Here is a 24,117-nt window from a genome sequence, read left to right as displayed (position 1 = left end):
GGCCGAGCGGGCCGCGCCCGGCCGGCGGCGGGGCGGCCGGGCCGCGGCCGCAGGAGGTCTGGTGGGCCGAGGTGCCGTTCGAGGACGGCCCGGGCTCGAAGGACCGCCCGTGCCTGGTGCTGCGGGTGAACGGCCGGACGGCCACCGTCGCGAAGATCACCAGCAAGCACCACGCGGAGCGCCCGGGGGTGCTGGCGCTGCCGCCCGGCGCGGTGGGCGACCGGCAGGGCCGGGCCAGCTGGCTGGAGACCGACGAGCTGCGCGAGGTGCCGCTGCGGGACTTCCGCCGCCGGGCCGGCACGCTGGACGGCCAGGTCTGGGCCCGCGCCCAGCGCGAGCTGCAGAACCGTTAGAACCGATAGAACCGTTAGAACCGTCAGGCCCTCGCGGGCGCCGGGCGGTCAGGCCCAGAGCTGGCCCTGCAGCGCCTCGACGGCGGCCTCGGTGGTCTCGGCGGTGTAGATGCCGGTGGAGAGGTACTTCCAGCCGCCGTCCGCGACCACGAAGACGACGTCCGCGCGCTCCCCGGCGGCCGCCGCCTTGCGGGCGACGCCGATCGCGGCGTGCAGGATGGCGCCGGTGGAGACGCCCGCGAAGATGCCCTCCTGCTGGAGGAGTTCGCGGGTGCGCCGGACGGCGTCGGCGGAGCCGACCGAGAAGCGGGTGGTGAGCACCTCGGCGTCGTACAGCTCGGGCACGAAGCCCTCGTCGAGGTTGCGCAGCCCGTACACGAGGTCGTCGTAGCGCGGTTCGGCGGCGACGATCTTCACGCCGGGGACCTTCTCGCGCAGGTAGCGGCCGACGCCCATGAGGGTGCCGGTGGTGCCGAGTCCGGCCACGAAGTGGGTGACGGTCGGCAGGTCGGCGAGGATCTCGGGGCCGGTGCCGGCGTAGTGGGCGCCGGCGTTGTCGGGGTTGCCGTACTGGTAGAGCATGACCCAGTCGGGGTGCTCGGCGGCGATCTCCTTGGCGATCCGGACGGCGGTGTTGGAGCCGCCGGCGGCCGGGGAGGAGATGATCTCGGCGCCCCACATGCGGAGCAGTTCGCGCCGTTCCTCGCTGGTGTTCTCGGGCATCACGCAGACCATCCGGTAGCCCTTGAGCTTGGCAGCCATGGCGAGCGAGATGCCGGTGTTGCCGCTGGTGGGCTCCAGGATGGTGCAGCCGGGGGTGAGCCGGCCGGCGGCCTCGGCGCGTTCGATCATGTGCAGCGCCGGGCGGTCCTTGACGGAGCCGGTGGGGTTGCGGTCCTCCAGCTTGGCCCAGAGGTTCACCAGCCCCTCGGTGTTGCCGGGGACGGCGGCGGACAGCCGGGGCAGGCGCACCAGCGGGGTGTTGCCGACTGCTTCGAGCGGACTGTCGTAACGCAAGGGGGCCTCCGGCCGCGGCGTCGAGGATGAGGAGCGGGGCTCCCCCGCCACCACCGGGCGGGGGAGCCCCGGGAGGTCAGCGGGCGCCGCCGGCCACGGCGGGCAGGATGGTGACGCTGTCGCCGTCCGCGAGGGTGGTGGAGATGCCCTCCAGGAAGCGCACGTCCTCGTCGTTCAGGTAGACGTTGACGAAGCGGCGCAGTTCGCCGCCGTCCACCAGGCGGGCGGCGATGCCCGGGTGGCGGGCGTCGAGGTCGGTGAAGAGCTCGCCCAGGTTGCTGCCGTTGCCCTCGACGGCCTTGGCGCCGTCGGTGTAGGTGCGGAGGATGGTCGGGATGCGGACCTCGATGGCCATGGGTGTGCGCTCCTGTGCGAGTCGTGACGTCAGGTGAGGGTGGGCCGCGGCGGGCGCGGCGGGGCGGGCGGTGCCGGGCGGGCGGGCGGTTGCCGGGGGCTCGGCGCCGCCGGCGGCGGGCCCGGGGTGCGGGGCGGGCGGCTCAGCGCGAGCGCGCGGGCGTGCCGGGACAGATCGCGCCGGCGTGCCGGCACAGGTCGATGTGCAGGCGCGCCACGAGGCGGGTGCCCGGGGCCTGGTTGCTCACATCGACGGAACGCATGGGCTCATCGTATAGATTCCCGGGCCCGCTTGGGCATGCCCGTCTCGTGATGCGGATGTTCCCGTTTCCCGTACTGAGACGGTACGGGCCCGCCGACCGCTCGCACGGGGTCGGCGGGCCGCGTCCAGGTGGGTGCTGGTCAGGCCGGGTAGGCCTCGACGACCTGGACGTCTTCCTCTGTGATCTCGCCGTCCACGATGCGGAACGAGCGGAACTGGTAGGGGTCGTCCTCGTCGGCGCCTTCGGCGGTGGAGACCAGGACGTAGTGGGCGAACGGCTCGGAGGCGTAGCTCACGTCGGTGCGGGAGGGGTAGGCCTCGGTGGCGGTGTGCGAGTGGTAGACGATCACCGGCTCCTCGTCGCGGTCGTCCATCTCGCGGTAGAGCTTGAGCAGGTCGCCCGAGTCGAACTCGTAGAAGGTGGGCGAGCGGGCGGCGTTGAGCATCGGGACGAACCGCTCGGGCCGTCCGGTGCCGGCCGGTCCGGCGACCACGCCGCAGGCCTCGTCCGGGTGGTCGGCGCGGGCGTGGGCCACGATCCGGTCGCGGAGTTCTCGGGTGATGGTCAGCATGGGGTCAGGATAAGCACGCCCCGGCGGGCCTCCGCCGGGGCGTCCGAGGCGTGATCAGCGGGCGTCCACGTTTCCGCCACGGGCGTGCAGGTGGTCGTGGGCGAGGCCGTGGGCGGCCTGCGGGTTGCGGCGCTTGAGCACCTGGTAGCCGATCACCAGCACCAGTGCCCAGCCGGGGAAGACGTAGAGCGAGATCCGGTTGTCCTCGTCGAGGGCGATCAGCACGACGACCATGGCCAGGAAGGCGAGCGCGGCCCAGCTGACCCAGGCGCCGCCGGGCGCCTTGAAGGTGGGCGCGGGCAGGTGGCCGGCCGTCCAGGCCTTCCGGTAGCGGATCTGGGAGATCAGGATCATCGCCCAGGTCCACAGGCCGCAGACCGTGGCGACGGAGGTGATGTACTCGAACGCCCGTGCCGGGACGAGGTAGTTGAGCACCACGCCGGCGCCCATCAGCAGGCAGGAGACGGTGATCGCGAAGGCCGGGGTGCGGCGGGTGTTGAGCTTGGTGAGCTGCCCGGGGGCCTGGCCGCGCAGGGCGAGGTCGCGCAGCATGCGGCCGGTGGAGTACATGCCGGAGTTGCAGGAGGAGAGCGCGGCGGTGAGCACCACGAAGTTGATGATGCCGGCCGCCGCCGGGATGCCGATCTTGCCGAAGGCGGCGACGAACGGGCTGACGCCGGGCTGGAATTCGGTCCACGGGACGAGCGAGAGGATGACCACCAGGGCGCCGATGTAGAACAGCGCGATGCGCCAGGGCAGGGTGTTGATGGCGCGCGGGAGGGTCTTCTCGGGGTTCTCGCTCTCGCCGGCGGTGACGCCGACGAGTTCGACGCCGAGGTAGGCGAACATGACGATCTGCAGGGTCATCACGGTGGCGCCGATGCCCTTGGGGAAGAAGCCGCCGTTCTCCCACAGGTGGCTGATCGACGCGGTGTCACCGGCCTTGCTGAAGCCGAGGGTGAGCACGCCGATGCCGATCAGGATCATGCCGATGATGGCGGTGACCTTGACCATGGAGAACCAGAACTCGATCTCGCCGAACAGCTTCACCGAGATCAGGTTGGCCGCGTAGAGGATGACCAGGAAGGTCAGCGCGCTGAGCCACTGCGGGATGCCGGGGGCCCAGAACTTGACGTAGACGGCGGCGGCGGTGGTCTCGGCCATGCCGGTGACGACCCAGAACAGCCAGTACGTCCAGCCGGTGACGTAGCCGGCGAAGGGGCCGAGGAACTCCCGGGCGTACTCGGCGAAGCTGCCGGAGACCGGGCGGTAGGTGAGGAGTTCGCCGAGGGCCCGCATGATCGCGAAGATCACCACGCCGGCGACGGCGTAGGAGAGGATCAGGCTCGGGCCGGACTTGGAGATGGCGGTTCCGGCGCCGAGGAAGAGGCCGGTGCCGATGGCGCCGCCGATCGCGATCATCTGGATCTGGCGACTGCCCAGCCCCCGCTCGTATCCCTCCTCGTCCGGGGTGGTGTCGACCACTTGGTCGTACGACTGCTCGGCCATGGGGCACCGTCCTGGGTGGGTCTCGTGGGGTGGAGAAGTCGTACCACGCAGGGTTCGGACAGCGGTGTGCATCTGAGCGATATTTGAGCATGACCTGATAGGGTTCGCCCGATTTGAACGGAAATGCCCCGGCCGACCGTCCAGATGGTGGACGAACCGGCCGGGGCGTGCCCGCAATCGGGCAGGATCACCCGGACGGCGCGGGCGATCAGGGCGCGATCAGCGCTCGATCGGTGCGCGCTCGGTGCGCGCTCGGGCCGCCGTCAGGGCGCGATCGCCTCCAGCAGCGACTCCTGGAGCGCCCCGAACCACACGTAGGCGATCACCAGCGGCTTGCGGTCGTCACCGTCCGGCAGCTGGTAGAGGCCCGTCTCGTCGTCCTCGGTGACCTCCAGCCGGGTGCCGAGCGCCAGCCGGAGGTCGTTCAGCGCACCCAGCCAGCGCAGGCAGTCGGGCGCGCCCAGTTCGAGCACGCCGGCCCCGCCGAGGCCGTCCAGCGAGCGGACGACGGCCAGCGCGTCGTCCCGCTTGCGGGTCCGCAGGTCCGGCTCGGTGTAGCGGCGGAACTCTCCGGAGGCCGCCTCGGCCTCGGCGTCCGCGGGCTTCTCCGGGTCGACGTAGGCCTCCGGGAACAGCCGGGCCAGCGCCGGGTCGGCGGGCGCCTCGGTCGGCCCCTCGGCGAACAGCGCGGCGAGCGGGTCGCTGTCGTCGCCGCCCGGGCCGGGGCCGATCAGCTCCAGCATCTGCACCTCGAAGGTGCGCAGGATGGCGGCCTCGACCTCGTCCAGCGCGAGCGCCGCGCCGCCGCCTCCGGTGCTCTCGAACAATGCGGCCATGTGTATCGGTCAGCCCGTTCTCGTCGTCTTCGGTCCTGCGGCCGCGCGCCGGGGCCGGCCGCGGCGGGTGCGCAGGTCGGGTCAGTCGTGCTGCAGCGTCGCCCAGAGGCCGTAGCCGTGCAGGGCCTGCACGTCGCGCTCCATCTCCTCGCGGGAGCCGCTGGAGACCACCGCCCGACCCTTGGTGTGCACGTCCATCATCAGTTTCCGGGCCTTGTCCTTCGGGTAGCCGAAGTAGGCCTGGAAGACGTACTGGACGTAGCTCATCAGGTTGACCGGGTCGTTGTGCACGATGGTCACCCACGGCGTGTCCGGTTCCGTCACCGGCAGTCCTTCGACCTCCGGGCGCTCGATCTCCACGGGCGCGACACTCACCGCCGGGCCTCCTCGTTGCACACTCGTCCGCTCCCCCTACACGCCCCATGCTGCCATCCGGGGGACGGCCGGGCGATTCCGCCCCGGCGCGCGTCACGAGAAATCGTCACTTTGACGCTAAGTGGTAGTAGCATCATCCTCATGGACGCCACTTCCGTGCGCGCGGCCGGTTCGACCGCGCTGCTCACCGACCGCTACGAGCTCACCATGCTGCAGGCCGCCCTGCGCAGCGGGGCCGCGCACCGCCGCTCCGTCTTCGAGGTGTTCACCCGCCGCCTGCCGAGCGGCCGCCGCTACGGCGTCATGGCAGGCACCGGCCGGGTGCTCGACGCCGTCGAGGACTTCCGCTTCGACAGCGCCCAGCTGGACTGGCTCTCCGACCAGGGCGTGGTCGACGGGGACACCCTGCGCTACCTCGCCGACTACCGCTTCAGCGGCGACATCCACGGCTACCCCGAGGGCGAGGTCTACTTCCCCGGCTCGCCGCTGCTCACCGTCGAGGGCACCTTCGCCGAAGCGGTGATCCTGGAGACGGTCATCCTCTCGATCCTCAACTTCGACTCGGCCATCGCGGCCGCCGCCTCCCGGATGACCGCCGCCGCCGGCGGCCGCCCGGTGATCGAGATGGGCGCCCGCCGGGCCCACGAGCAGGCCGCCGTCGCCGCCGCCCGGGCCGCCTACGTCGCCGGCTTCGCCGCCACCTCCGACCTGCAGGCCGGCTTCACCCACGGCATCCCGACCACCGGCACCGCCGCGCACGCCTTCACCCTGGTGCACGACAGCGAGCGGGACGCCTTCCAGGCCCAGATCGCCTCCATGGGCAAGGGCACCACCCTGCTGGTCGACACCTACGACCTGCGCGAGGCCGTCCGCACGGCCGTCGAGGTGGCCGGCCCCGAGCTGGGCGCCGTCCGGATCGACTCCGGCGACCTCACCCTGCTCGCCCACCGGGTCCGCCGGCAGCTGGACGAGCTGGGCGCCGAGCAGACCCGGATCATCGTCACCTCCGACCTCGACGAGTACGCGATCGCCGCCCTGGCCGCCGCCCCGGTGGACGGCTACGGCGTCGGCACCAGCCTGGTCACCGGCAGCGGGCACCCGACCTGCGCGATGGTCTACAAGCTGGTCGCCCGCGCCGAGACCGAGGACGGCCCGCTGGTGCCGGTGGCCAAGCGCGCGGCCGGCGGCAAGACCAGCGTCGGCGGCCGCAAGTGGGCCGCCCGCCGCCCCGACGCCGAGGGCGTCGCCGAGGCCGAGGTGGTCGGCACCGGGCCGGTGCCCGCCGAGCTGGAGCCGCACCTGGTCCAGGTACCGCTGGTGCGAGCCGGCGAGACGGTCGGCCGGGAGCCGCTGGGCGCCGCCCGCGAGCGGCACGTCCGCGCCCGGGCCGCGCTGCCGCTGTCGGCCACTCAGCTCTCCAAGGGCGACCCGGTCATCCCCACCGAGCTGATCGCCTGACCGCGACCGTCGGGCGGCGAACCGCCGCCCGGCCGGCCCCCGCGCGGGCCGGCGGCGGTCGCGGGGCCGGTCCCGGGGCTCGTGACGGACGAGCCCCGGCCCGGTCCCAAGCCTTCCGCCCCCGCGCGCCACTCCCTAGAGTCAGCCGTAGAGTTCCCGGGAGTCCCCTCACGAGGGCCCCCACCACCGGGGCACACCGCCCCCACATCCGAGGACGCGAACCATGCACCGGGCACTGATCGTCGTCGACGTGCAGAACGACTTCTGCGAGGGCGGCAGCCTGGCCGTCGCCGGCGGCGCCGAGGTGGCGGCCGCCATCACCGACCTGATCGCCGAGTCCTCCCCCGGCTACCACCACATCCTCGCCACCCGGGACCACCACATCGACCCGGGCGAGCACTTCTCCACCGAGCCCGACTACGTCACCAGCTGGCCCGTGCACTGCGTCGCGGGCACCGAGGGCGTCGGTTTCCACCCCAACTTCGCGCCCTCCGTGATCTCCGGCGCGGTCGAGGCGGTCTTCGACAAGGGCGCCTACTCGGCGGCGTACAGCGGCTTCGAGGGCCTGGACGAGAACAGCCGCGGCCCGGTGGAGTGGCTGCGCGAGCGGCAGGTCGACGAGATCGACGTGGTCGGCATCGCCACCGACCACTGCGTCCGGGCGACCGCCCTGGACGCGGCACGGGCCGGCTTCACCACCCGGGTGCTGCTCGACCTCACCGCCGGGGTCGCGCCCGGGACCACGGCCGCCGCGCTGGAGGAACTGCGGGCGGCCGGGGTCGAACTGGTCGGCACCCCGGTGGTCCGCTCCTGAGGATCCGCGGGCCCGTGGGCCCGGGCTCTCGGGCTCTCGGGCGCTCGGGCTCTGGGCTCTTGGGCTCTCGGGCTCTCGGGCCCTCAGATCGCCAGCAGCTCCACCACGTCCGTGCCGCCGGCCCGGTAGGCCTCGCGCAGCTCCTCGCCGACCGCCTCCGGGTCCGCGGCCAGCCGGGCGCCGGACACGTACACCACCCGGATGCCCAGGTACTCCATCCGGTGCTGGCCGCCGCGCACCCAGGCGGCCTCGCCCTCGCTGACGCAGCGCAGCTCCGAGTCCACCTCGACCGCGACGCCGCGCTCCGGCCAGTAGAGGTCGGGGACGGCGATGTAGGTGCCGCCGCGCATCCGCAGTTCGGGGGAGCGCAGCGCGGCGGGCAGCGGCCACCCCGAGACCAGCCGGCCGAGCTCCGCGATGGTGAAGTCCCTTTCGGCGGCGAGGAGTTCGTCGAGCGCGGCGCGCACCCGGGGCTCGTCGGCCAGCCCGCACTCGGCCAGCTCGGCCACCAACTCCCGTACCGTGCAGCGGCTTTCCGGGCGAGACACGGCCTCCCGCAGCACCGCGCGCAGCGGCGCGGCGGCGGCCGGCTGCGCCGTCCACTCCAGCAGGGCGTCGGCGACCGCGCGGGCCACCGGGGCGCAGGCCAGGCCGTGCACCGATCGGGCCTCCAACTCCCGCCCGGTGCGCCGGATCCGCACCTCGCCGGCGTCCTTGAGCCGGCGCTGCCGGGGCACCAGGACGTCCACCCCGGTCACCGCGGGCAGCCGGGGCACGGTGGCGAAGCCGTACAGCGCCAGCGCGGCCGCCCCGGTGATCACCGCGCCCTCGCGGCGGCCCTCCTCGCGGCCGTTCTGCGCGGCGTACAGCAGCGCGGCCCACATCCGCTGCTCCGGCGTGGGCTCGCCGGACTGCAGCAGGTAGACCCTGGGCAGCAGCCGCTGCCAGGGGCCGCCGCGGCGGCAGTGCTCGGTGACGATCCGGCCCGGCACGCCCCTGGCGCGCAACTGGCTCGCGGTGACGACGTTCTGCTGACGCTTCGCCAGCTCCTCAAGAGACGGCGGCGGCGAGGGAATCCGGTAGTTCATGCCGACACCATCCCCAACGGCCCGGGCTCGCGACCGGCCGCCTGACGCACTGTTACGCAACCGTCGTTAAACCGGGACCGACCCGCACTAAAGTCCTCATACCCTCACCCATTCGGAGTAATTGCCGTTCACGAGGTTGTCGAACCCGATCGAAAACGATCAGCAACCTGGACCTCTGACCCAGAGTGATCAAAGGCATACGCCGAGGGACCCTCCGAACGCCAATCCCACCCCGGGGATTGCCTAGGCTTACGTCATGTCACGTGACGAGACCGCCGGCCTCCGCGCGGCCCAGCTCCGCCTCGGCCGCCTGCCCGGATACGTCCGCCGCCCGGACCCGGCCCGCCGTAGCGGCGAGAAGGGCCATACGTACAAGAAGGGCTGGGAGGTCCGCTTCACCGCCCGCAGCGAGGCGGAGATAGCGGAGATCCGCGACCTCGTGGTCGCCGCCGGGTTCGCGCCGGCCAGACCCTTCTTCAAGGGCCACCAACTCATCCAGCCGGTCTACGGCATGGCGGCCGTTCAGGCGTACCTGACGGCGAGACAGCTGGCGGAGGAGCACGCCGCCCGGGCGGCGCTCGGCCGGCAGCGGCGGTCGGCGCACGAAGGCGGGGACGAGACCGGGTCCGGGGCCGGGTCCGGGTCCGGGGACGAGGCCTCGGCCGCGGCCCGGCTCGCCCGACGGGCCGTCGAGTCCTTCCCCGCCCAGGTCGAGCGCGGCACCGCCGTCGACGACCTCGCCCCGCCGGTCTCGCCCGGGTCGTCCGCCGCACCGGCGGAGTCGCGCACGACGTCCTGAGCCCCGCATTCCCGACATCCGGACATCCAGACATCCAGACATCCGGACACCTCGACTTCCCGACACTTCGACTTCCCGACACCTCGACTTCCCGATCTCCTCGCGTCCCGGGATCCCGACCTCCCGGGCCCCTGGCGTTCGGGTGCGCCGACGTCCGGCCGCCGCCCGCCGACCGTGACCGCGTCCGCCCTCCGGGTCCGGACCGCCGCGTCGTGGTCGAAGCGCACGGTGGCGGCCAGCAGGGCGCGTGCGCCCTCCGCGGCCACGTCCTGCCCCGGCGCGCGGCGAGTGCCCGATCCAGCGCATCCGCAGCGCGCCCACCCCGCGCACGCCCCCCGGCTCGCGGCGGCCCGCCACCCGGCGCCGGCGGGCACGCCGCCACGGTCGACGGACCGGCCACCGCTTGGGCCGTCCGGGTGCGGATGACGACACCCCCGGGCGCGAGCGCGGTTGTGCGGGCGGTTGCGCGGGCACCGCTTCGCGCCGTGGGCGTGGACGCCGGCCCCGGCAGGCCCTACGGTGGCACATCAACCGCCTTGCGGCACCGCCGTTCCACGCCCTCTGACCAGCTGCGACGTGCTCGCACCAACGCCCTCCGGACCACCGCGCGACCCTCCCCCGACCGGCCCCCGACCCCGCCTCCCCGCCACCGCTCCCCAGCCCCCGCGGCGCACCACCGCCGGCGCGCCGCGGCGGCCGCCACCGGAACCGGACGGGCGGCGGCGGGTTCCGGGCATTCCATCGGATTGGTCACCCAGTGCACCGAGGGCCTACCGTAGAGTGAGCACAGATGATCGACCGTCAGATACCCATCTCCGTTGCCGAGAAGACGAGATGACCAACCGTCACGCGAGTTCCGCCGGGCCGGCCCCCGAGGCCGGCCCGGGCGAACCGGAGGACGTGCCGCTGGAGTTCGCCGCCTTCTGCGAACTCCACCGCCCCCGGTACCTCAGCTATGCCCGCGTGTGGCTGACCGAGCACAGCGCCGCGGCTGCCGCCGTCCAGCAGGCATTCGCCGAAATCGCCGTGCACTGGCGCGAATTACTGGGCAGCTCCAACCCCACCGCACTCGCCTGGCAGATCCTGCGCGGCACCGTCGCCGAGCACACCCGCCGCGAACCCCCCGAGCCGGACCGCCACCCGGCCGACGACGACCTCGCGATCCTGCACTACGTGGTCGGCCTCGCCGCCCCCGAGATCGCCGACGTGATCGGCACCGACACCGCCAGCGTGGCCGGCCGGCTCCGCCGCACCATGCTGCGCGAGGCCTCCGGCTGGTGACCTCCCCCGCGGGGCCGTCCCTCAGACCCGCTCGCCGGTCACGTCGAAGAGGTGGTGGACCGGGTCGTGGATCAGGTAGCGGGAGAAGGACTCCACGGTGAAGCGCGCCCCGTCCGACCGGTCGCCGGTGCGGTGCCACTGCTCCCCCGCCACCGCTTCGAAGGCCGCGGCCAGCGTCTCCGCGGCCTCCGCCAGCTCCCCGGCCACCGTCCGCGGCCGCTGCTCGCCGTAGCGCTCGGCGACGGCCGTCTCGTCCTGGTCCCAGTTCGGAAACAGCGGGCCGTCCTGGTCGAGCATCAGGTTCAGCCGGTGGTGGAACAGCCGGAAGACGTCCCGGACGTGGCACGCGTACTCCAGCGACGACCAGGTCCCCGGGGCCGGGCGGCGGCGCAGGCCGTCCTCGTCACCGGCCGCCAGCAGCTCGACCCAGGCGCGGGCGTTCGCCCGGACCATCCCGGCCACGTCCTCCCGCGCCACGGCCGGGGTGTCCAACCCGCAGTCGGCGCAGGGGCGTTCCAGCACCCAGGTCCAGTCCTTGGTGTCCGGGGTGATCTCGTCGGCCGGGCCGGCGGACGCGGCCGCGTGCTCAGAAGCGTTCATGGGCCCAGCATGGCCGCGGGGCCGGGGCCGCCACCAGCGGCACCGTCGCCAGCGAGCGCCGAAATACCGCCAGGGGGCGGCGCCCCCTTCAGTGCCCGCGCTCGTGCTCCGCCCGGGCCGCCAGCAGGCCCGCCAGGTTCTCCCGGCTCCACGCGCACATCGCGTCCATCGGCCCGAGCAGCGTCCGGCCCAGCGGCGTCAGCGCGTACTCGACCCGCGGCGGGTTCTCGTCGAACTCCGTCCGGACCAGCACACCGTCCTGCTCCATCGAGCGCAGCGACTCCGCCAGCACCTTGGCGGTGATGCCCGCCAGCGGAACCCGCAGCTCCGAGAACCGGCGCGGCCCGTCCTCCAGGCAGCGGATGATCCGCCAGGCCCACTTCCGGCTGCCCAGCACCGGCACCGACGGCACCGGGCAGTCGGCGGGGAGGAGATCGGCCGGCAGCGGCGCGGGATCGGTCTGCGTCATGCCCCGACCGTACCCCGGGCGTGCGCGCGACCGAGGTGACGATAGCCGCCGTTGAAGGCCGGTTCCCTTGAAGGCCGGTTCCCTTGAAGTAACTGGCACCCCCTGCCCTACCGTCCCGTCAGCGGCGGGCGACAGCGCCCCCGCACGAACGGGCGGGAGAGCGCCATGAGCAGCACCACCGAGGAGCAGCAGCACACCGACGTCATCGTCTACGGCGCGGGCGGCCAGGTCGGCCGGGCCGTCGTCGCGGAAGCCCGGCGGCGCGGGCTCACCGTCACCGCCGCCGTCCGCGCACCCGACCGGCACGCCGACCTCGCCGGGCCCGGCGTCCGGCTGCTGCGCTGCGACGTCACCGACCCGGCGGCCGTCGCGGTCGGCGCGCGCGGGCACGCCGCCGCCGTCAGCTCCGTCTACACGCCGGACACGCCGTCCACCGAGTTCTACGGCGCCGCCACCACCGCCCTCGTCGCCGGGCTGCGGCAGGCCGGCGTCCCGCGCCTGGTGAGCGTCGGCGTGGCCACCACCCTGGAGACCGCGCCCGGCACCGCCGTCCACGACGACCCCGAGTTCCCCGAGGCCCACCGCGCCTTCTCGCTCGGCCACGCCACCGCCCTCGACCTGCTCCGCGCCGCACCCGCCGAGCTCGACTGGGTCGTCGTCACCCCGCCCATGGAGCTCGACCGCACCGACCCCGGCACCGGCCGCTACCGGGTCGGCGGGCCACAGGTCCTCGGCCCCCGGATCGCCCAGGCCGACCTCGCCGTCGCCGTCGTCGACGAACTCACCGCGCCGGCCCACCACCGGGAGCAGATCGCCGTCGCCGAGTAGCAGAGAGGGGCGGCGGACGGGGCGAAAAACCGTGGACGAACGGGATGCCGGCTCGCCATCCTGGCCGGCATGACCTCCGACCTCGCCGCGCTCGCCGTGAAGCCCGTGCTGCACGGGCCCACCGTCCGCCTCGTCCCGCTGGACGCCCGGCACACCGAACCGATGTACCGGCTCTGCACCGACCAGGAGACCAACCGGCTCACCGGCACCCGGACGGCCTTCACCCGCGAACAGATCCAGCAGTGGTGCGCCACCCGCCCCGAACAGCCCGACCGCCTCGACCTCGCCGTCGAGGACCCGGCCACCGGCCGGTTCCTCGGCGAGGTCGCCCTCAACGACCTCGACCCCGACAACTCCGCCGCGGACTACCGGATCGCCCTCACCCCCGACAGCACCGGCCGGGGCATCGGCACCGAGGCCACCCTGCTGGTGCTGCGGCACGCCTTCGAGACGATCCGGCTCCACCGCGTCCAGCTGGAGGTCCACGAGTACAACGAACGCGCCGCCCGGGCCTACCGGAAGGCCGGCTTCACCCTCGAAGGCCGCGCCCGCCAGGCCCACCACTGGGACGGGCGCTACTGGGACGTCCTGCACATGGCCGCGCTACGGGAGGAGTGGCTCCGCGCTCACTGATGCGGGCCGGGGCCCGGGCCGCCGTACGGGGGGTGGGGCGGATACGGCACGCCCTCGGCCGCCCGTCGCTGCCTCCGCCGCCGCGCCCGCACCACCAGCACCACGGTCACGACGATCCCGCCGATCACCGCCACGACCGCCGCCACCAGCAGCGTCACTCCGAGCGCCTGTCCCGCCGTCTCGGCGATCCTGTTGCTCTCGTCCTCCCCCGGAGCCATCGGGGTCGGGGTGTCGTACTCCTCCGGTGCCCCCTGCGACTCCGCCCTCCCCACCAGTGGGTTCTCCCGGGGCCCGTTGTCCACGGCCGGATCGGCCTCCAGCGCCTTCGCCGGCGACAGCATCCCGTACCCGTCATGGTCATTGGGCGTCACCGACCCGTCAGCCGGGCGGGCGGCGGACTTGATCATCCGGTTGATGACCTGCCCGGCGGACAGGTCCGGGAATTTGGAGCGGATCAGGGCAGCGGTCGCGGAGACGTACGCGGTGGAGTCGGACGTGCCGTCCGCCACCCCGTAGCTCGTCGGGGATTTAGCAGTGGCGTGATAGATCTCTGCCCCGGGTGCGACGAGTGTGGTCTCCGGCCCCGAGTTGGAGCGTTCCCAGACCTTGCCCGTGGAGTCGACCGCGCCCACGGCCACCACTCCCGGGAAAGCCGCCGGGTACGCGACGAGCGACGCGCTCTCGTTACCGCTGCTGGCAACCATCACGGCGTCCTTCGACACCGCGTAGGCGATGGCCTTGCGCAGCTCCCTGTTGTACCGGTAGGGCCCGCCGAGGGACATGTTGATGATCTTGGCGCCGTGATCCACCGCGAACCGGATCGCGTTGGCGATGTCACTGTCCAGGGGGTCGGGGTTGTCACCCGTTCCCTTCACCTTCACCGGGAGGATCTTCGCCTTGGGGGCGAGCCCCATCACGCCGGCCTGCGATCCGTGCCCGTGCCCGGCGATCAGGCTCGCCATCGCGGTTCCGTGACCGTCCTTGTCCACCCGGCCGTCTGTCCCGGCACCTGAGAAGTCCGCCCCAGGCAGTACCTGCCCGGTGAGGTCCTGATGATCCGGGCTCACACCGCTGTCGATCACGGCGACGACCACGCCCTCGCCCTGACTGACCGGCCAGACCTTCGTCTCGGCCTCGAAGGTCTTCAGGGCCCACTGCTGGTCCCTGATCTGGTCGGCCGACGCCCCCGGCGCCGCGACGCCCCACAGCAGCGCCCCGGCGGCCAGGGCCGCCGTCCCTCGTGCCAACCGGCGGCGCGTCAAACCTGGTTCACCCCACTCAGCGAGGCATCCCACAGATCGTCGATCTGCGGGATGCGGTCCGGTCACCGTCCGTTGACGGACGGCCTCATTTCACCACGTTCGGATTGACGGGCTCGTCCGACGCCCAGGTCTCCTCGTCCTCGACGAGGTAGTCCGGCCGCTTGCCGTCCTTCCCCGTCCCCTTCCGGCGGCGCTGTCCGTCGCTCATCGGCACGCCGTGCGGCATCCCGCCCGTGCCGCCGACGCCGGACGCTCGGTTCCGGGCGCCGAGCCCGGAACCGCCCTCCGTGAACGCCTGCTTGCCCCGTCGCTCGCCGGGCCCGGGCAGTACCGTCTCGCCCACGACACCGCCCGGCCGTCCCAGCGGCCCGCCTCCCGGCTTGGCGGCAGCCGCGCCGCGGCCACCGCCCCCGGTGCCCGTACCGCCGCCGGCAGCTCGACCGTCACGTAGCCCGGGGCCCTCTACCGGCGGCACGCCACCCGGCGTGGCCGTCGTGGGCATCGTGGGCCGAACCTCCTGCCCGCCGCCGCCGAACGGCCCGGTGCCGGGAGCCACGGTCTGCGTGGTGCTCAGCACGGAGGTCTGGGTCCCAGCGGTGGCGGGGCTGGGCACACTCCCGGTGGGAGTCGACACCGGAGTGCCGGAGATGCCGGCCGCCGGAACCCGGCTCCCCGAGCCGGACGGCTTCGGCAGAGCCTGCGCCGTGCCTCCCTTGATACCGGAGTCCGTTGGGACCGATGTGCTCTTGGCCGTGACGGTCGTCGCCTTCGGCGGCAGGGGGGACTTCGACCGCCGCGGCTCCGGGCTGCTCACCGTCCGCGCCGGCATGCCGACCGAGGTGCTCGAGACGACCGCGGCCGCCGCAGCCGCGGCTCCGCCGGGGTCCGGCTGTGCCGCCGGGTCCCGGGAATCCTGCTTCCACGTCGACAGCGGCGGCGGCACCTTCAGGGCCGTCGTCGACACCCGGTAGTGCATCGCGAGCGTCTGCATGATCGCGGCCGCCTCGGCCTTCTTCCGGTCGACGAGACGAATGTGGTCGTCATCGGAGAAGACCCCTCCCACGTCGTCCTTCCGCTGGTCCCACCAGCCCGGCTCCTCGGGCATGTCGCGCTTGGCCTTGGCCATCGCCTCGGACATGTCGTGCAGCGCGTTCCCCGCGTCCTGCGCGTAGGCGGCGGCGGTGTTGAGCTTGGTGGCCAGGTCGAGCATGTGGGTGTGGAAGGCGTCGCTGGTGGCGCCGTCCCAGCTCTCGATCGCCTCCCCGCTGAAGCGGTTCAGGCGCTGGCGGATGTCCTTGAGGGTCGCGGCGGCCTTGTGCCAGGGGTCACCGGCCGCCATGACCGCTCCGGGGTCGAGGGCTTGGGCCATCTTGCGCAGGTCGGCGTGGCTGAAGTCGTGGAAGTTGGTGTAGCCCACGGGCGCCTGCCCTCCGTTCGGTGCGGGTGAGCGGTCAGCTGACGGTCGTGTTGCGGCTGGCGGTCGGGTGGAGGTTGGTCCGGTAGGCGGCTTCCGCCGCCGCGCTGGAGTTGGCGGCGGACCAGCCGTCACCGGCGAGCTTGAGGCTCTTGGCGGTGTGGTTCTCGTGCTCCTCGTAGCCGGTGGCGGTGAGTTCGGCGTTGCGCTGGGCGTCGTCGACGGCCTTCTCCAGCGCGTTGAGGATGTCGCGCAGCGCGTCCCGCATGCTCTGGTACCGCTCGTGCAGTTCGGTGGCCTCGGCGAAGGTCCCGAAGGCGCTCTTGCCGACCGCGGTGCGCCCGTGGGTGGTGGTGCCGTTCGCGTCGTTCTGGAAGGTGCGGAGCATGACCCGGACGTGGCCGGCGAAGGTGCGGAGCTGTTCGACCTCGACGCGGTAGCCCTGGCCGGCTCCGCCGGTCGAGCCGGTTCCCGTTGACACTTCGGCGCCTCCCCCGTGCGTCCGTCCGTCCGTGCCGGGGGCCGCCCCGGTGCGACATGTCTAACACACCGGGGCCGAATTCGGCCTGGGCCAGGGTCAGTTCGTGTTCGTCCCGGTCCGCAGGGCGTCGGCGAGGGCGCGGCGGCAGAGCGAGTCGGCGTGCCGGGTGGTCTCGGGGAGGCGGTAGCGGCGGGCGAGGTCGAGGGTGGTGCGAACGGCGGTGTCGAGGCCGATGCGGTGGCCGACCGAGACGTAGACGGGCTTGACGCCGGGCCTGGTCCGGACGGCGCGGCCGACCTCCTCGCCGGTGGCGGGGTCGGTGAGCGGGGTCCAGGAGCCGCGTTCGGCGCCGGGCTCGCGGTTCTCGAAGACGAAGGGGGTCTTGGCGACGCCGAGGGTGCGCAGCCCGGTGTGGACGCCGAGGTGGCTGGCGAGGCCGAGGCGGCGGGGGTGGGCGAGGCCGTAGCCGTCGCAGACGACGGTGTCGGGAGTGCGGCTGAGTGCGGCCAGGGCGTCGAGGACGGCGGGGAGTTCGCGGAAGGCGAGGAGTCCGGGGATGTAGGGGAAGGCGATCCGGCCGACCGCGGTGGCCTGTTCCACGACGTCGAGGGTGTCCCGGTCGAGCAGGACGGCGGCGGCCGCGACGAGGTCGTGCTCGTCGTCGTAGGCGACGTCGACGCCCGCGATCAGCCGGCCGGGGGCCGGACGGCCGTCCTCGTCCTCGTCGTCCCGGGCGAGGACGAGCGGCCGGAGCCGTTCCTGCTCGGCGAGTGCCTCGGTCTCGGTGGTGGGCCAGTCGGCTGGGATGGGCACGGACGATTCCCCCGGTTCGCGGATCGACGGACACGAAAGGTCCCCACCGTACCGAGGCGGGCGGACGACCCCGCGGTGAGCCCGTGCGCCCCCGTGTGCCCCCGGCCCGCGGGCCTACCCTGGAACCGTCGAACTCCCGTGCCGGACAGGCTCCCTGGAGTCGGTACCGCTCCCGCCCGACCCCGACGTGCGAAGGACCTCAGCCATGCCGCGTCCGTCCGCCGGCCAGCTCTGCCTCGGCTCGTTCACCGTCGTCGCCGCCACGGTGGCGCTGCTGGCCGTCTCGGGCGCCACGGGCGTCCTGGCGGTCGCGGTGCTGGTGGGGTTCGCGCTGGCGCTCGGCACCGCGGTGACGCTGCTGTCGCAGCCCGCCTCGGACCGGCGGTCCGCAGCGGCGCGCCGGGCCGAGCACTTCTCCCCGACGACCGGTCGCGCCCACGCCCGACAGCCCTGAACCCGACAGCGTCGGGACGCCGCCGGGCTCGAAGGCTCGACCACCTGCCTGACTGTCAGATCTCCGTGGTGACCACCACGGTCTTCGCGGCCTTGTCGTGGATGCACTGCCGGTAGGGCTTGTCGAAGACGCCGAACACTCCGTCGACGATCCACCAGAGCCCGGCGCAGCAGAGCACGGCGGGCAGGATGTAGACGGCGGCGCGGGTCCAGGCGGCGGACTGGGTGGGCGGGTTGCCGTCGATCAGCATGGCGGCGCGGATCTTCACCGCCTTCTTGCCGAGGGTCTGGCCGTCCCGGCTGAGCATCAGGGCCTCGTAGACGAGGTAGATGAGCGCGGCGAGCCAGAACGCGCTCGCCTCGCCGTTGCGGGTGCCGAGGTCGACGAAGGGCGCGACGACGGCCACGCCGATGGCCTGCATGAGCAGGTAGTCGATCAGGCGGGCGAGGATGCGCCGGGGCCAGGCGCCGATCGCCGGCATCCCGGGGACGGGGCCGGCGCCGGGCGTCCCGTACCCGGCGGGGCCGTAGCCGGGCGGGGGCTGGTCGTACGGGTTCTGCCCGCTCTGGTGTCCGTCCTGGCCGTACGCCCCGGGCGGGGGCCCGCCGTAGGTGCCGCCGTACGCGCCGGGGCGGTCCGCTTCCCCGCCCGACGGAGCGCCGGACGGTGCGTCGGACGGGGTGTCGTACGGGCCGTCGCCCGGCTGCGGGGGCTGCTTGTCGAAGGAGGGCTTGCCGCCCTTCTCCGGCTCAGGGTTCGAGGGGTCGTAGGTGCTCATCCCCCGAGTAGAACATCGCGCATTCACACACTTCGCGACATTAAGTCCGTTTTGCCGGATGACCGGACGGCCGGCCGACTGGTGCCCTCAGCCGCGCACCACCCGGGTCCGGGCGGCCCGGTCCTGCCAGCCGCGCCGGGCCGGGCGGTCCAGCACCGGCCAGACCAGGCCGAGCAGCAGCACCACGCCGAGCTGTCTGACGACCCAGCGCAGCAGCGAGCGGCCGAGGCTCAGCCGGGTGCGGCCGGCGGGGGCCCGGTCGCCGCGGGCCGCGTCCACCACCCGGATGCGGACCAGCCGCTTGCCGAAGGTCTGGCCGGTACGGGCGGTCGGCAGCACCTCGTAGAGCAGCCCGACGAACAGCAGGATGCCGAGCAGCACGGCGGCCTTCCCCACCACGACGCCGTCCACCAGCCAGACCTGGACCTGGCGGTGGGTGAGGGCGCTGGCCATCTTGGCCTGGTCGAACTTCTGCTGGAGGTGGTCGGACACCGAGCGGCCGAGCGGGATGCCGGCGGCCGCGGCGACGGCCAGCAGGACGAGGGTGTCGACGACGCGCGCGGCCAGTCGACGCCCGAGCCCGGCCGGCACCTGCAGGGCGGGGCGGCGGCGGACGGCGCCGTCCCGGGCCGACCGGGCGGCGGGCAGCACGGCGGTGGCGGCCGTCCGTCCGGGCGCGGAGGCGGGCGGGCCGGCCTCAACGCGCCCGAGTGACCCGACGGACTCGACGGAAGCAACCGACTCCACCGGCTCCACCGCGGTGACGGGCTCGACGCGCTCCACGACCGGCGCCGCCACCTCCCGCACCGCCACCGCCATGGCCGGCGCGACGGCCGCGGCCACCTCCACGGCAACCGCAGCACGCTCGCCCTCCGCGCGCCCCTCCTCCGCCTCGGGCGCCCCCGGAAGCACCCCCCACGAGACCCAGCGCGGCGCACCGCCGGTCTCCAGGAGCCCGCGCTGCGTCCGCGGATCGGCCTGCCAGCCGGAGGTCTCCGACGCCGGACCCGCCCCCACGGCCCCGACCGCCCCGACCGCCCCGGCCACTCCGACCGCTCCCTCCGCGAGCCCCGCTCCCGGCGCGTCGACCGTCCGGAACACCGGCCCGCCGATCACCTCCGCCACCCGCGGCCCGAGGACGAAGGACGCCCCGCCCGTGGTCTGGTCGAGGTAGACCGGCCCGGTGTCCCCGGCCCCCGCCCCCGCCCCCGCCTCCGGCGAGGTCACCGAGGGCGCCAAGGTCGCCGAGGGCTCAGAGGACACCGCGTGCGCCACGAGCTCCGGCTGCACCACCGGCTCCGCCTGCGCAGAACGCGCCGCCGCCTCCACCGGCACCACCGGCGGCGGCACCGCCCGCGCCCCCGCCGCGACCCCGCCCGGCGCGGGCCGCCGGGTGGCGAAGCGGGGCGGCTGCAGCACCTCGCCCTCGGCGGGTGCGAGGCGGCTGGTGCCGGGCACCCAGGCCGAGCCGCCCCAGTACCGGACGAAGCCGGGGATGGACGGGTCCGGGTAGTACCCCGGCTCGGGTGCGACGGCCGGGTCGCCGTCTGCGGCGATGGGGCGGTCCGTCATGGGGGTCTTCTTCCTGCCAGGTCCCGGCGGGGGCCGGGGGGTGACCGGTGCGGCCGGGCGGCCGCGAGCGTGGGCGGGGGGCGGCATGCGCGCCCGCGTGCGCCCGGCGCACGGCGCGCGTGGGGGCGCCATCGGTGGGCGGACAGTCGCCGGGCAGTCACAAAGGGTAGTACCTCGCCGGGGCGGCGGCGGAAGCTTGGCGAATCCGCGGACAGCCGGGGGCCGTACGGGGTATGGGCGGCCCGCGAACCCCGGCGCGCGACGGCCGTCCGCGCGCCCCGCGTCCGGCTGTTCACCACCTCCCGCCGAACTTCCCGAAGAAATTCGGGAAACGCGTGTAAGAGCCCGCGTCGACCGCCCTCTCAAAGGTCACAGGGCCCGGAAGCGGGCACGACCGAAGGCCGCCGAGCGACGGCCGAACGTCGCGGAGCGGCGGCCGGAGGCCGCGGAGCAGAGAGGAAGACGGTCATGGAACGTCCCGTCAGCGTCGTGGAGCACGAGCTGGAGCTGAACCTGGTGCTCTCCCCGGAGCACAGCGTCCCCGTCCCGGCCCGGCTGTCGTACGGCAGCCACGACCCGTACGCGGTGTACGTCACCTTCCACCTGGACACCGGCAACCCGGTGACCTGGGTGTTCGCCCGCGAGCTGCTGGTCGAGGGCACCTTCCGCCCGTGCGGCCAGGGCGACGTGCGGATCTGGCCGACCCGCTCGGGCCGGCGCAGCGTACTGTGCCTCGCGCTCAGCTCCCCGGCCGGGGACGCGCTGCTGGAGGCGCCGCTGCCGGCCGTGGCGGCCTGGCTGGAGCGGGCGCACCGGCTGGTCCCGCCGGGCAGCGAGATGTCCACGCTCGACATGGACGGCTCGCTCGCCGAGCTGCTCGCCTAGGCCGTGCGCCGCAGCGTGCACTGGTACGTGCACACGCAGCAGCAGGCCCTGGCCCAGGACGCGGGCGAGCGGACGCGGCCCGGGCGGGCCACCGACGACGGGCGCGGCGCCGCCGGCTCAGCGGGCCGCGGGGGCCTGCTGACGACCGCGGGCGGCGTCCGGGCCGCCGTCGCCGCCGCGCTGGCCGGGGAGCCGGACGAGCGGGGCGCCGGCGGAGCGGCGGCGGGCCCTTATCCGGATCGCGGCGGCGAGCAGGAAGCAGAGCCCGACCCACGGATAGACCGAGGTCGGCAGCTGGCGCAGCGGTGACATGTGGAGCACGGCCGGGCCGAGCGGCTTGGCGGCCCACATGGCGAAGGACAGGAAGGCGACCAGGGTGGCCCAGAACGCGACCCGCCAGCGCGGTCGGCGCACGGCGGCCGGGCGGGCGTGCTCGGCGGAGGCCTCGGCGGCGAGCAGGACGAGGACCGGCACGCACCAGACCCAGTGGTGGGTCCAGCTGATCGGGGAGATGAGCACGGCGGTGACGGCCGCGCAGCAGACGCCCCAGGCCTCGGCGCGGGGCAGCCAGCGGGCACTGCGCACGGCCCAGGCGGCGACGCCGAGGCCGGCCAGCGCGACCAGCCCGGCGCCGAGGGTGGCGAGGGTGCCGGGCTCGGCGGTGTGCAGCAGCCGGGCGAAGGCGCCGCGCAGCGACTGGTTGTCGACGATCTCGGTCTTGCCGACCCGGGAGGAGTCGTAGAGGTACTTGGTCCAGAAGCCCCAGGTGGCGTCGGGCAGGACGAGCGCGCCGAGCAGGAAGGTGCCGAGGAAGGTCCCGGCGGCGACGAACGCGGCCCGGACGCGGCCGGTGACCAGCAGGTAGACGGCGAACAGCCCGGGGGTGAGCTTGATGCCGGCCGCGATGCCGATCGCCACGCCCTTGCTGCGGCGGCCGTCCGGGCGGGTGAGGTCCCAGAGGATCAGGCAGGCGAGCGCGAGGTTGATCTGGCCGTACCGGAGCGTGGTGAAGACGGGCTCGAGCCAGACGCCGAGGCCGGTGACCAGCACCACGCCGATCGGCCGCAGCTCGCGGCGCGGCCAGCCGACCAGCTTGAACGACAGGTGGGTGAGCAGCGCGAGCAGCCCGAGGTTGCCGAGAGTGATCGCCACCCGGAGGACGGGGACGGGGAACCAGGTGGTCGGGACGAACAGCATGGCCGCGAACGGCGGGTACGTCGCGGGCAGGTTCCACTCGGTGACGCGCAGCGCGTACAGGTCGGTGCCGTTCGCGACGGCGGCGCCCTCGGCACGGTAGACGATCATGTCCACCATCGAGGTGTGGACGAAGTGACGGACCACCGCGTACACCAGCAGGGACAGCAGCGCCACCGCCGAGGCGGCCAGCAGCGGGCGGCGCGGGGCCTCGCGCAGCGCGCGCACGGGGGCGCCGAGCGCGTGTCGCAGCCGGTCGGAGCGGGGGGCGGGCGAGGGGTCGGGTGCGGTCCGCACCTGGCTGCGCTCGTCTTGCACCGCTGTCACCGCTCACTCCGTCCGCCGCTCGGCCAACCAGCGACGATACCGGATGGCGCCGCGGCGGGCCCGGGCACGTTCGACTACGTACGGTGACGATGGCGCCCCGGCCGCCCGTGCTCGGCTGCGGTGGGAGCACGGGTGGCCGGGGCTGTCAGGGGGGCGCGACCGAGGCTAGCGGCGCCGGACGGGCCGGACCGGCGGGCTGAGCCGGCGATACGACTCCCTTAGGCCGCGGTTGAGGAAGACCCCTCCTTCCGCACGTTCACCTCGGGAAGAGCACGCCCCGGCTCCGCCGCCGCCCGCCCCGCACCGGCGCCCCGTCCGGGCGGGTGCGCAGCCGCAGCCGGATCTCGGCGCCGCCGAGCACGGCGGAGCGGCCGAGCGCGAGGTCCCCGCCGGTGGCCTCGGCGAGCTTGCGGACGATGTCCAGGCCGAGCCCGGTGGAGCCCTCGCCGCCGTCCCCCTCGCCGCGCCGGAGGGCGGCGGCCGGGTCGTTGAAGCCCGGTCCGGCGTCGCCGACCAGCACGATCACCGAGGTGTCGGTGGCCAGGACGTCGACCGAGAAGGCGGTGCCGACCGCGGTGTGCCGGAACACGTTGCCGAGCAGCGCGTCGACGGCGGCGGCCAGGTCGCCGCGCTGGACGGGCACGGGCACCGCCCGTTCGGCGCCGGCCAGTTGCCAGCGCCGGCCCTCGTCCTCGGCGAGCGCGGACCAGAAGCCGACCCGTTCGCGGATCACCTCGGCGGCGTCGCAGCCGACCGCGACGGCGGGCGCGTCCTCGGGGTCGCGGCGGGCGGAGCGGATGATCTGGTCGACCTCGCGCTCCAGTTGGGCGACGGCGTGCCGGGTGGCGTCGGCCGCGTCGCCGTCGCCGAGCGAGGCGGCGTTGAGCCGCAGCACGGTCAGCGGGGTGCGCAGCCGGTGCGACAGGTCGGCCGCCAACTCGCGCTCGGCGGCGAGCAGTTGGACGACCCGGTCGGCCATGGTGTTGAACGCGTGGGCGGCCTCGCGCAGTTCCTCGGGGCTGTCGGCGGCCTGCCGGCCGTCCAGCGGGACGCGCACCGCGAGGTCCCCGGCGCCGAGCGCGCGGGCGGCGGCGGCGAGCCGGCGGGCGGAGGCGACGATCCGGGTGCCCATCCGGTCGGCGACCAGCACCGAGATGGCGACCAGTCCGAGCGCGACGGCGGAGAGCACCAGCCAGGCGGTGGCGACGCCCCGGGTGAGGTCGCTCTCGGCGACGAACACCTCGACCACGGCCGTGCGCCCGGCGTCCACCGCGACGGGCTGCAGCAGCGCGTAGCCGCCGGGCACCGCGACGGTGAAGGAACGTCCCTGCACGCCCGCGGTGACGACCTCGGCGTCGTCCGCCCGGGCCACGCCGATCGTCGGGCCGCCCGGGCCGGCCCCCGCGGACGGCCCCGGCAGCACGGCCGGCCCGGCCGGCACCGGCAGGTGGACGGCCATCCGGCCCTGCCCGCCCGCGTCGGTGCTGGCCACGGCGCGGTCGATGGCCTCCTGGTCGGTGGTGATGGCCAGCGCCGGGCCGAGCGCGCCGGCCTGGCGCTCGGCGGCGGTGAAGGCCCGGTCCCGGGCGGTCTGCTGGACCATCAGGCCGAGCGGGATGAGGAAGGCCAGCGCGACCATGGTCGTCCCGGCCACCGCCGCCTTGACCAGCGCCCAGCGCAGCGAGCGCC

Annotated in this window: 27 protein-coding genes; 9 read left to right on the top strand and 18 right to left on the bottom strand. The window is 74.3% G+C overall.

Features of this window, described 5'->3' with window-relative positions; genetic code table 11:
* Positions 1-353, top strand: a 353-nt coding sequence (locus VM95_RS13230) for a type II toxin-antitoxin system PemK/MazF family toxin (protein ID WP_045695866.1), incomplete at its 5' end; no start/stop codon positions are given.
* 48 nt (positions 354-401) lie between these two features.
* Here VM95_RS13230 and VM95_RS13225 read toward each other — a convergent pair.
* From VM95_RS13225 to clpS, 7 genes are all read right to left on the bottom strand, one after another.
* Positions 402-1,370: a PLP-dependent cysteine synthase family protein gene (locus VM95_RS13225; RefSeq protein ID WP_045695862.1), complete on the bottom strand. Its 969-nt coding sequence runs from the start codon at positions 1,368-1,370 to the stop codon at positions 402-404.
* 76 nt (positions 1,371-1,446) lie between these two features.
* Positions 1,447-1,725 carry a MoaD/ThiS family protein gene (locus VM95_RS13220; RefSeq protein ID WP_045695860.1) on the bottom strand — a complete coding sequence of 93 codons (279 nt, stop codon included), beginning with the start codon at positions 1,723-1,725 and terminating at the stop codon, positions 1,447-1,449.
* Positions 1,726-1,867: 142 nt separating this feature from the next.
* Complete coding sequence (locus VM95_RS45470; RefSeq protein ID WP_317621128.1) at positions 1,868-1,987, bottom strand: putative leader peptide; 120 nt, start codon at positions 1,985-1,987, stop codon at positions 1,868-1,870.
* 139 nt (positions 1,988-2,126) lie between these two features.
* On the bottom strand, positions 2,127-2,558 hold the full coding sequence (locus tag VM95_RS13215) for a M67 family metallopeptidase (RefSeq protein WP_045695856.1): 432 nt from the start codon (positions 2,556-2,558) through the stop codon (positions 2,127-2,129).
* A 54-nt stretch (positions 2,559-2,612) separates the two neighbouring features.
* Positions 2,613-4,067 carry an amino acid permease gene (locus VM95_RS13210; protein WP_045695852.1) on the bottom strand — a complete coding sequence of 485 codons (1,455 nt, stop codon included), beginning with the start codon at positions 4,065-4,067 and terminating at the stop codon, positions 2,613-2,615.
* Positions 4,068-4,330: 263 nt separating this feature from the next.
* Positions 4,331-4,903: a DUF2017 domain-containing protein gene (locus VM95_RS13205; RefSeq protein WP_045695850.1), complete on the bottom strand. Its 573-nt coding sequence runs from the start codon at positions 4,901-4,903 to the stop codon at positions 4,331-4,333.
* An 81-nt stretch (positions 4,904-4,984) separates the two neighbouring features.
* Entirely contained in the window at positions 4,985-5,278 is a 294-nt protein-coding gene (gene clpS, locus VM95_RS13200) for an ATP-dependent Clp protease adapter ClpS (RefSeq protein ID WP_045695847.1), read from the bottom strand.
* 141 nt (positions 5,279-5,419) lie between these two features.
* Here clpS and VM95_RS13195 point away from each other — a divergent pair, with 141 nt between their 5' ends.
* Together VM95_RS13195 and VM95_RS13190 are read left to right on the top strand one after the other, a co-directional pair.
* On the top strand, positions 5,420-6,736 hold the full coding sequence (locus VM95_RS13195) for a nicotinate phosphoribosyltransferase (protein WP_045695843.1): 1,317 nt from the start codon (positions 5,420-5,422) through the stop codon (positions 6,734-6,736).
* Between the two features lie 223 nt (positions 6,737-6,959).
* Positions 6,960-7,550 carry an isochorismatase family protein gene (locus tag VM95_RS13190; RefSeq protein WP_045695840.1) on the top strand — a complete coding sequence of 197 codons (591 nt, stop codon included), beginning with the start codon at positions 6,960-6,962 and terminating at the stop codon, positions 7,548-7,550.
* Between the two features lie 83 nt (positions 7,551-7,633).
* On the opposite strand, the gene VM95_RS13185 is transcribed toward VM95_RS13190, so the two are convergent.
* The gene (locus VM95_RS13185; protein WP_052707341.1) at positions 7,634-8,638 is read right to left on the bottom strand and encodes a hypothetical protein; all 1,005 of its coding nucleotides are present in this window, start codon (positions 8,636-8,638) and stop codon (positions 7,634-7,636) included.
* 256 nt (positions 8,639-8,894) lie between these two features.
* Between VM95_RS13185 and VM95_RS43690 the strand changes: the two genes are divergently transcribed.
* A complete protein-coding gene (locus VM95_RS43690; protein WP_045695838.1) occupies positions 8,895-9,437 on the top strand; it encodes a hypothetical protein in 543 nt (180 codons plus the stop codon).
* An 834-nt stretch (positions 9,438-10,271) separates the two neighbouring features.
* Complete coding sequence (locus VM95_RS13175; protein WP_045695836.1) at positions 10,272-10,718, top strand: hypothetical protein; 447 nt, start codon at positions 10,272-10,274, stop codon at positions 10,716-10,718.
* Between the two features lie 21 nt (positions 10,719-10,739).
* Here VM95_RS13175 and VM95_RS13170 read toward each other — a convergent pair whose 3' ends face one another.
* Together VM95_RS13170 and VM95_RS13165 are read right to left on the bottom strand one after the other, a co-directional pair.
* Positions 10,740-11,318, bottom strand: a complete 579-nt coding sequence (locus tag VM95_RS13170) for a DinB family protein (protein ID WP_045695833.1) — start codon at positions 11,316-11,318, stop codon at positions 10,740-10,742.
* Between the two features lie 88 nt (positions 11,319-11,406).
* A complete protein-coding gene (locus VM95_RS13165) occupies positions 11,407-11,787 on the bottom strand; it encodes a winged helix-turn-helix transcriptional regulator (RefSeq protein ID WP_045695829.1) in 381 nt (126 codons plus the stop codon).
* Between the two features lie 165 nt (positions 11,788-11,952).
* Here VM95_RS13165 and VM95_RS13160 point away from each other — a divergent pair, with 165 nt between their 5' ends.
* Both VM95_RS13160 and VM95_RS13155 read left to right on the top strand, forming a co-directional pair.
* Positions 11,953-12,615, top strand: a complete 663-nt coding sequence (locus VM95_RS13160; protein ID WP_045695826.1) for an NAD(P)-dependent oxidoreductase — start codon at positions 11,953-11,955, stop codon at positions 12,613-12,615.
* 69 nt (positions 12,616-12,684) lie between these two features.
* A complete protein-coding gene (locus VM95_RS13155) occupies positions 12,685-13,248 on the top strand; it encodes a GNAT family N-acetyltransferase (protein WP_045695824.1) in 564 nt (187 codons plus the stop codon).
* On the opposite strand, the gene mycP is transcribed toward VM95_RS13155, so the two are convergent.
* The 4 genes from mycP to VM95_RS13135 form a co-directional block, all read right to left on the bottom strand.
* Positions 13,242-14,510 carry a type VII secretion-associated serine protease mycosin gene (gene mycP, locus VM95_RS13150; RefSeq protein WP_052707340.1) on the bottom strand — a complete coding sequence of 423 codons (1,269 nt, stop codon included), beginning with the start codon at positions 14,508-14,510 and terminating at the stop codon, positions 13,242-13,244. The genes VM95_RS13155 and mycP overlap by 7 nt on opposite strands.
* An 85-nt stretch (positions 14,511-14,595) precedes the next feature.
* A complete protein-coding gene (locus VM95_RS42515) occupies positions 14,596-15,879 on the bottom strand; it encodes a WXG100 family type VII secretion target (protein ID WP_425265302.1) in 1,284 nt (427 codons plus the stop codon).
* Between the two features lie 82 nt (positions 15,880-15,961).
* Positions 15,962-16,405, bottom strand: coding sequence for a hypothetical protein (locus VM95_RS13140; RefSeq protein WP_045695816.1), 444 nt, complete (start codon positions 16,403-16,405; stop codon positions 15,962-15,964).
* Between the two features lie 96 nt (positions 16,406-16,501).
* Entirely contained in the window at positions 16,502-17,218 is a 717-nt protein-coding gene (locus VM95_RS13135; protein ID WP_045695814.1) for an endonuclease V, read from the bottom strand.
* Positions 17,219-17,423: 205 nt separating this feature from the next.
* On the opposite strand from VM95_RS13135, the gene VM95_RS13130 reads away from it, so the two are divergent.
* Complete coding sequence (locus VM95_RS13130) at positions 17,424-17,672, top strand: hypothetical protein (RefSeq protein WP_045695812.1); 249 nt, start codon at positions 17,424-17,426, stop codon at positions 17,670-17,672.
* Positions 17,673-17,727: 55 nt separating this feature from the next.
* Here the strand turns inward: VM95_RS13130 and VM95_RS13125 are convergent, their stop codons facing one another.
* Together VM95_RS13125 and VM95_RS43685 are read right to left on the bottom strand one after the other, a co-directional pair.
* Positions 17,728-18,450, bottom strand: a complete 723-nt coding sequence (locus VM95_RS13125) for an RDD family protein (protein ID WP_045695810.1) — start codon at positions 18,448-18,450, stop codon at positions 17,728-17,730.
* A gap of 87 nt (positions 18,451-18,537) precedes the next feature.
* Entirely contained in the window at positions 18,538-20,022 is a 1,485-nt protein-coding gene (locus VM95_RS43685; protein ID WP_208615443.1) for an RDD family protein, read from the bottom strand.
* 468 nt (positions 20,023-20,490) lie between these two features.
* On the opposite strand from VM95_RS43685, the gene VM95_RS13110 reads away from it, so the two are divergent.
* Positions 20,491-20,907, top strand: a complete 417-nt coding sequence (locus tag VM95_RS13110) for an SsgA family sporulation/cell division regulator (protein ID WP_045695806.1) — start codon at positions 20,491-20,493, stop codon at positions 20,905-20,907.
* A gap of 117 nt (positions 20,908-21,024) precedes the next feature.
* On the opposite strand, the gene VM95_RS13105 is transcribed toward VM95_RS13110, so the two are convergent.
* Positions 21,025-22,428, bottom strand: coding sequence for a glycosyltransferase 87 family protein (locus tag VM95_RS13105; RefSeq protein WP_078859837.1), 1,404 nt, complete (start codon positions 22,426-22,428; stop codon positions 21,025-21,027).
* 256 nt (positions 22,429-22,684) lie between these two features.
* Positions 22,685-24,109 (bottom strand): sensor histidine kinase, encoded by a 1,425-nt coding sequence (locus VM95_RS13100; RefSeq protein ID WP_045695913.1) that lies wholly within the window; start codon positions 24,107-24,109, stop codon positions 22,685-22,687.
* Positions 24,110-24,117 lie beyond the last annotated feature (8 nt).

It is taken from the genome of Streptomyces rubellomurinus, from assembly GCF_000961885.1.
Taxonomy (GTDB): domain Bacteria; phylum Actinomycetota; class Actinomycetes; order Streptomycetales; family Streptomycetaceae; genus Kitasatospora; species Kitasatospora rubellomurina.
Note: the sequence above shows the minus strand (reverse complement) of the source record. Positions and strands in the feature narration are given on the sequence as shown.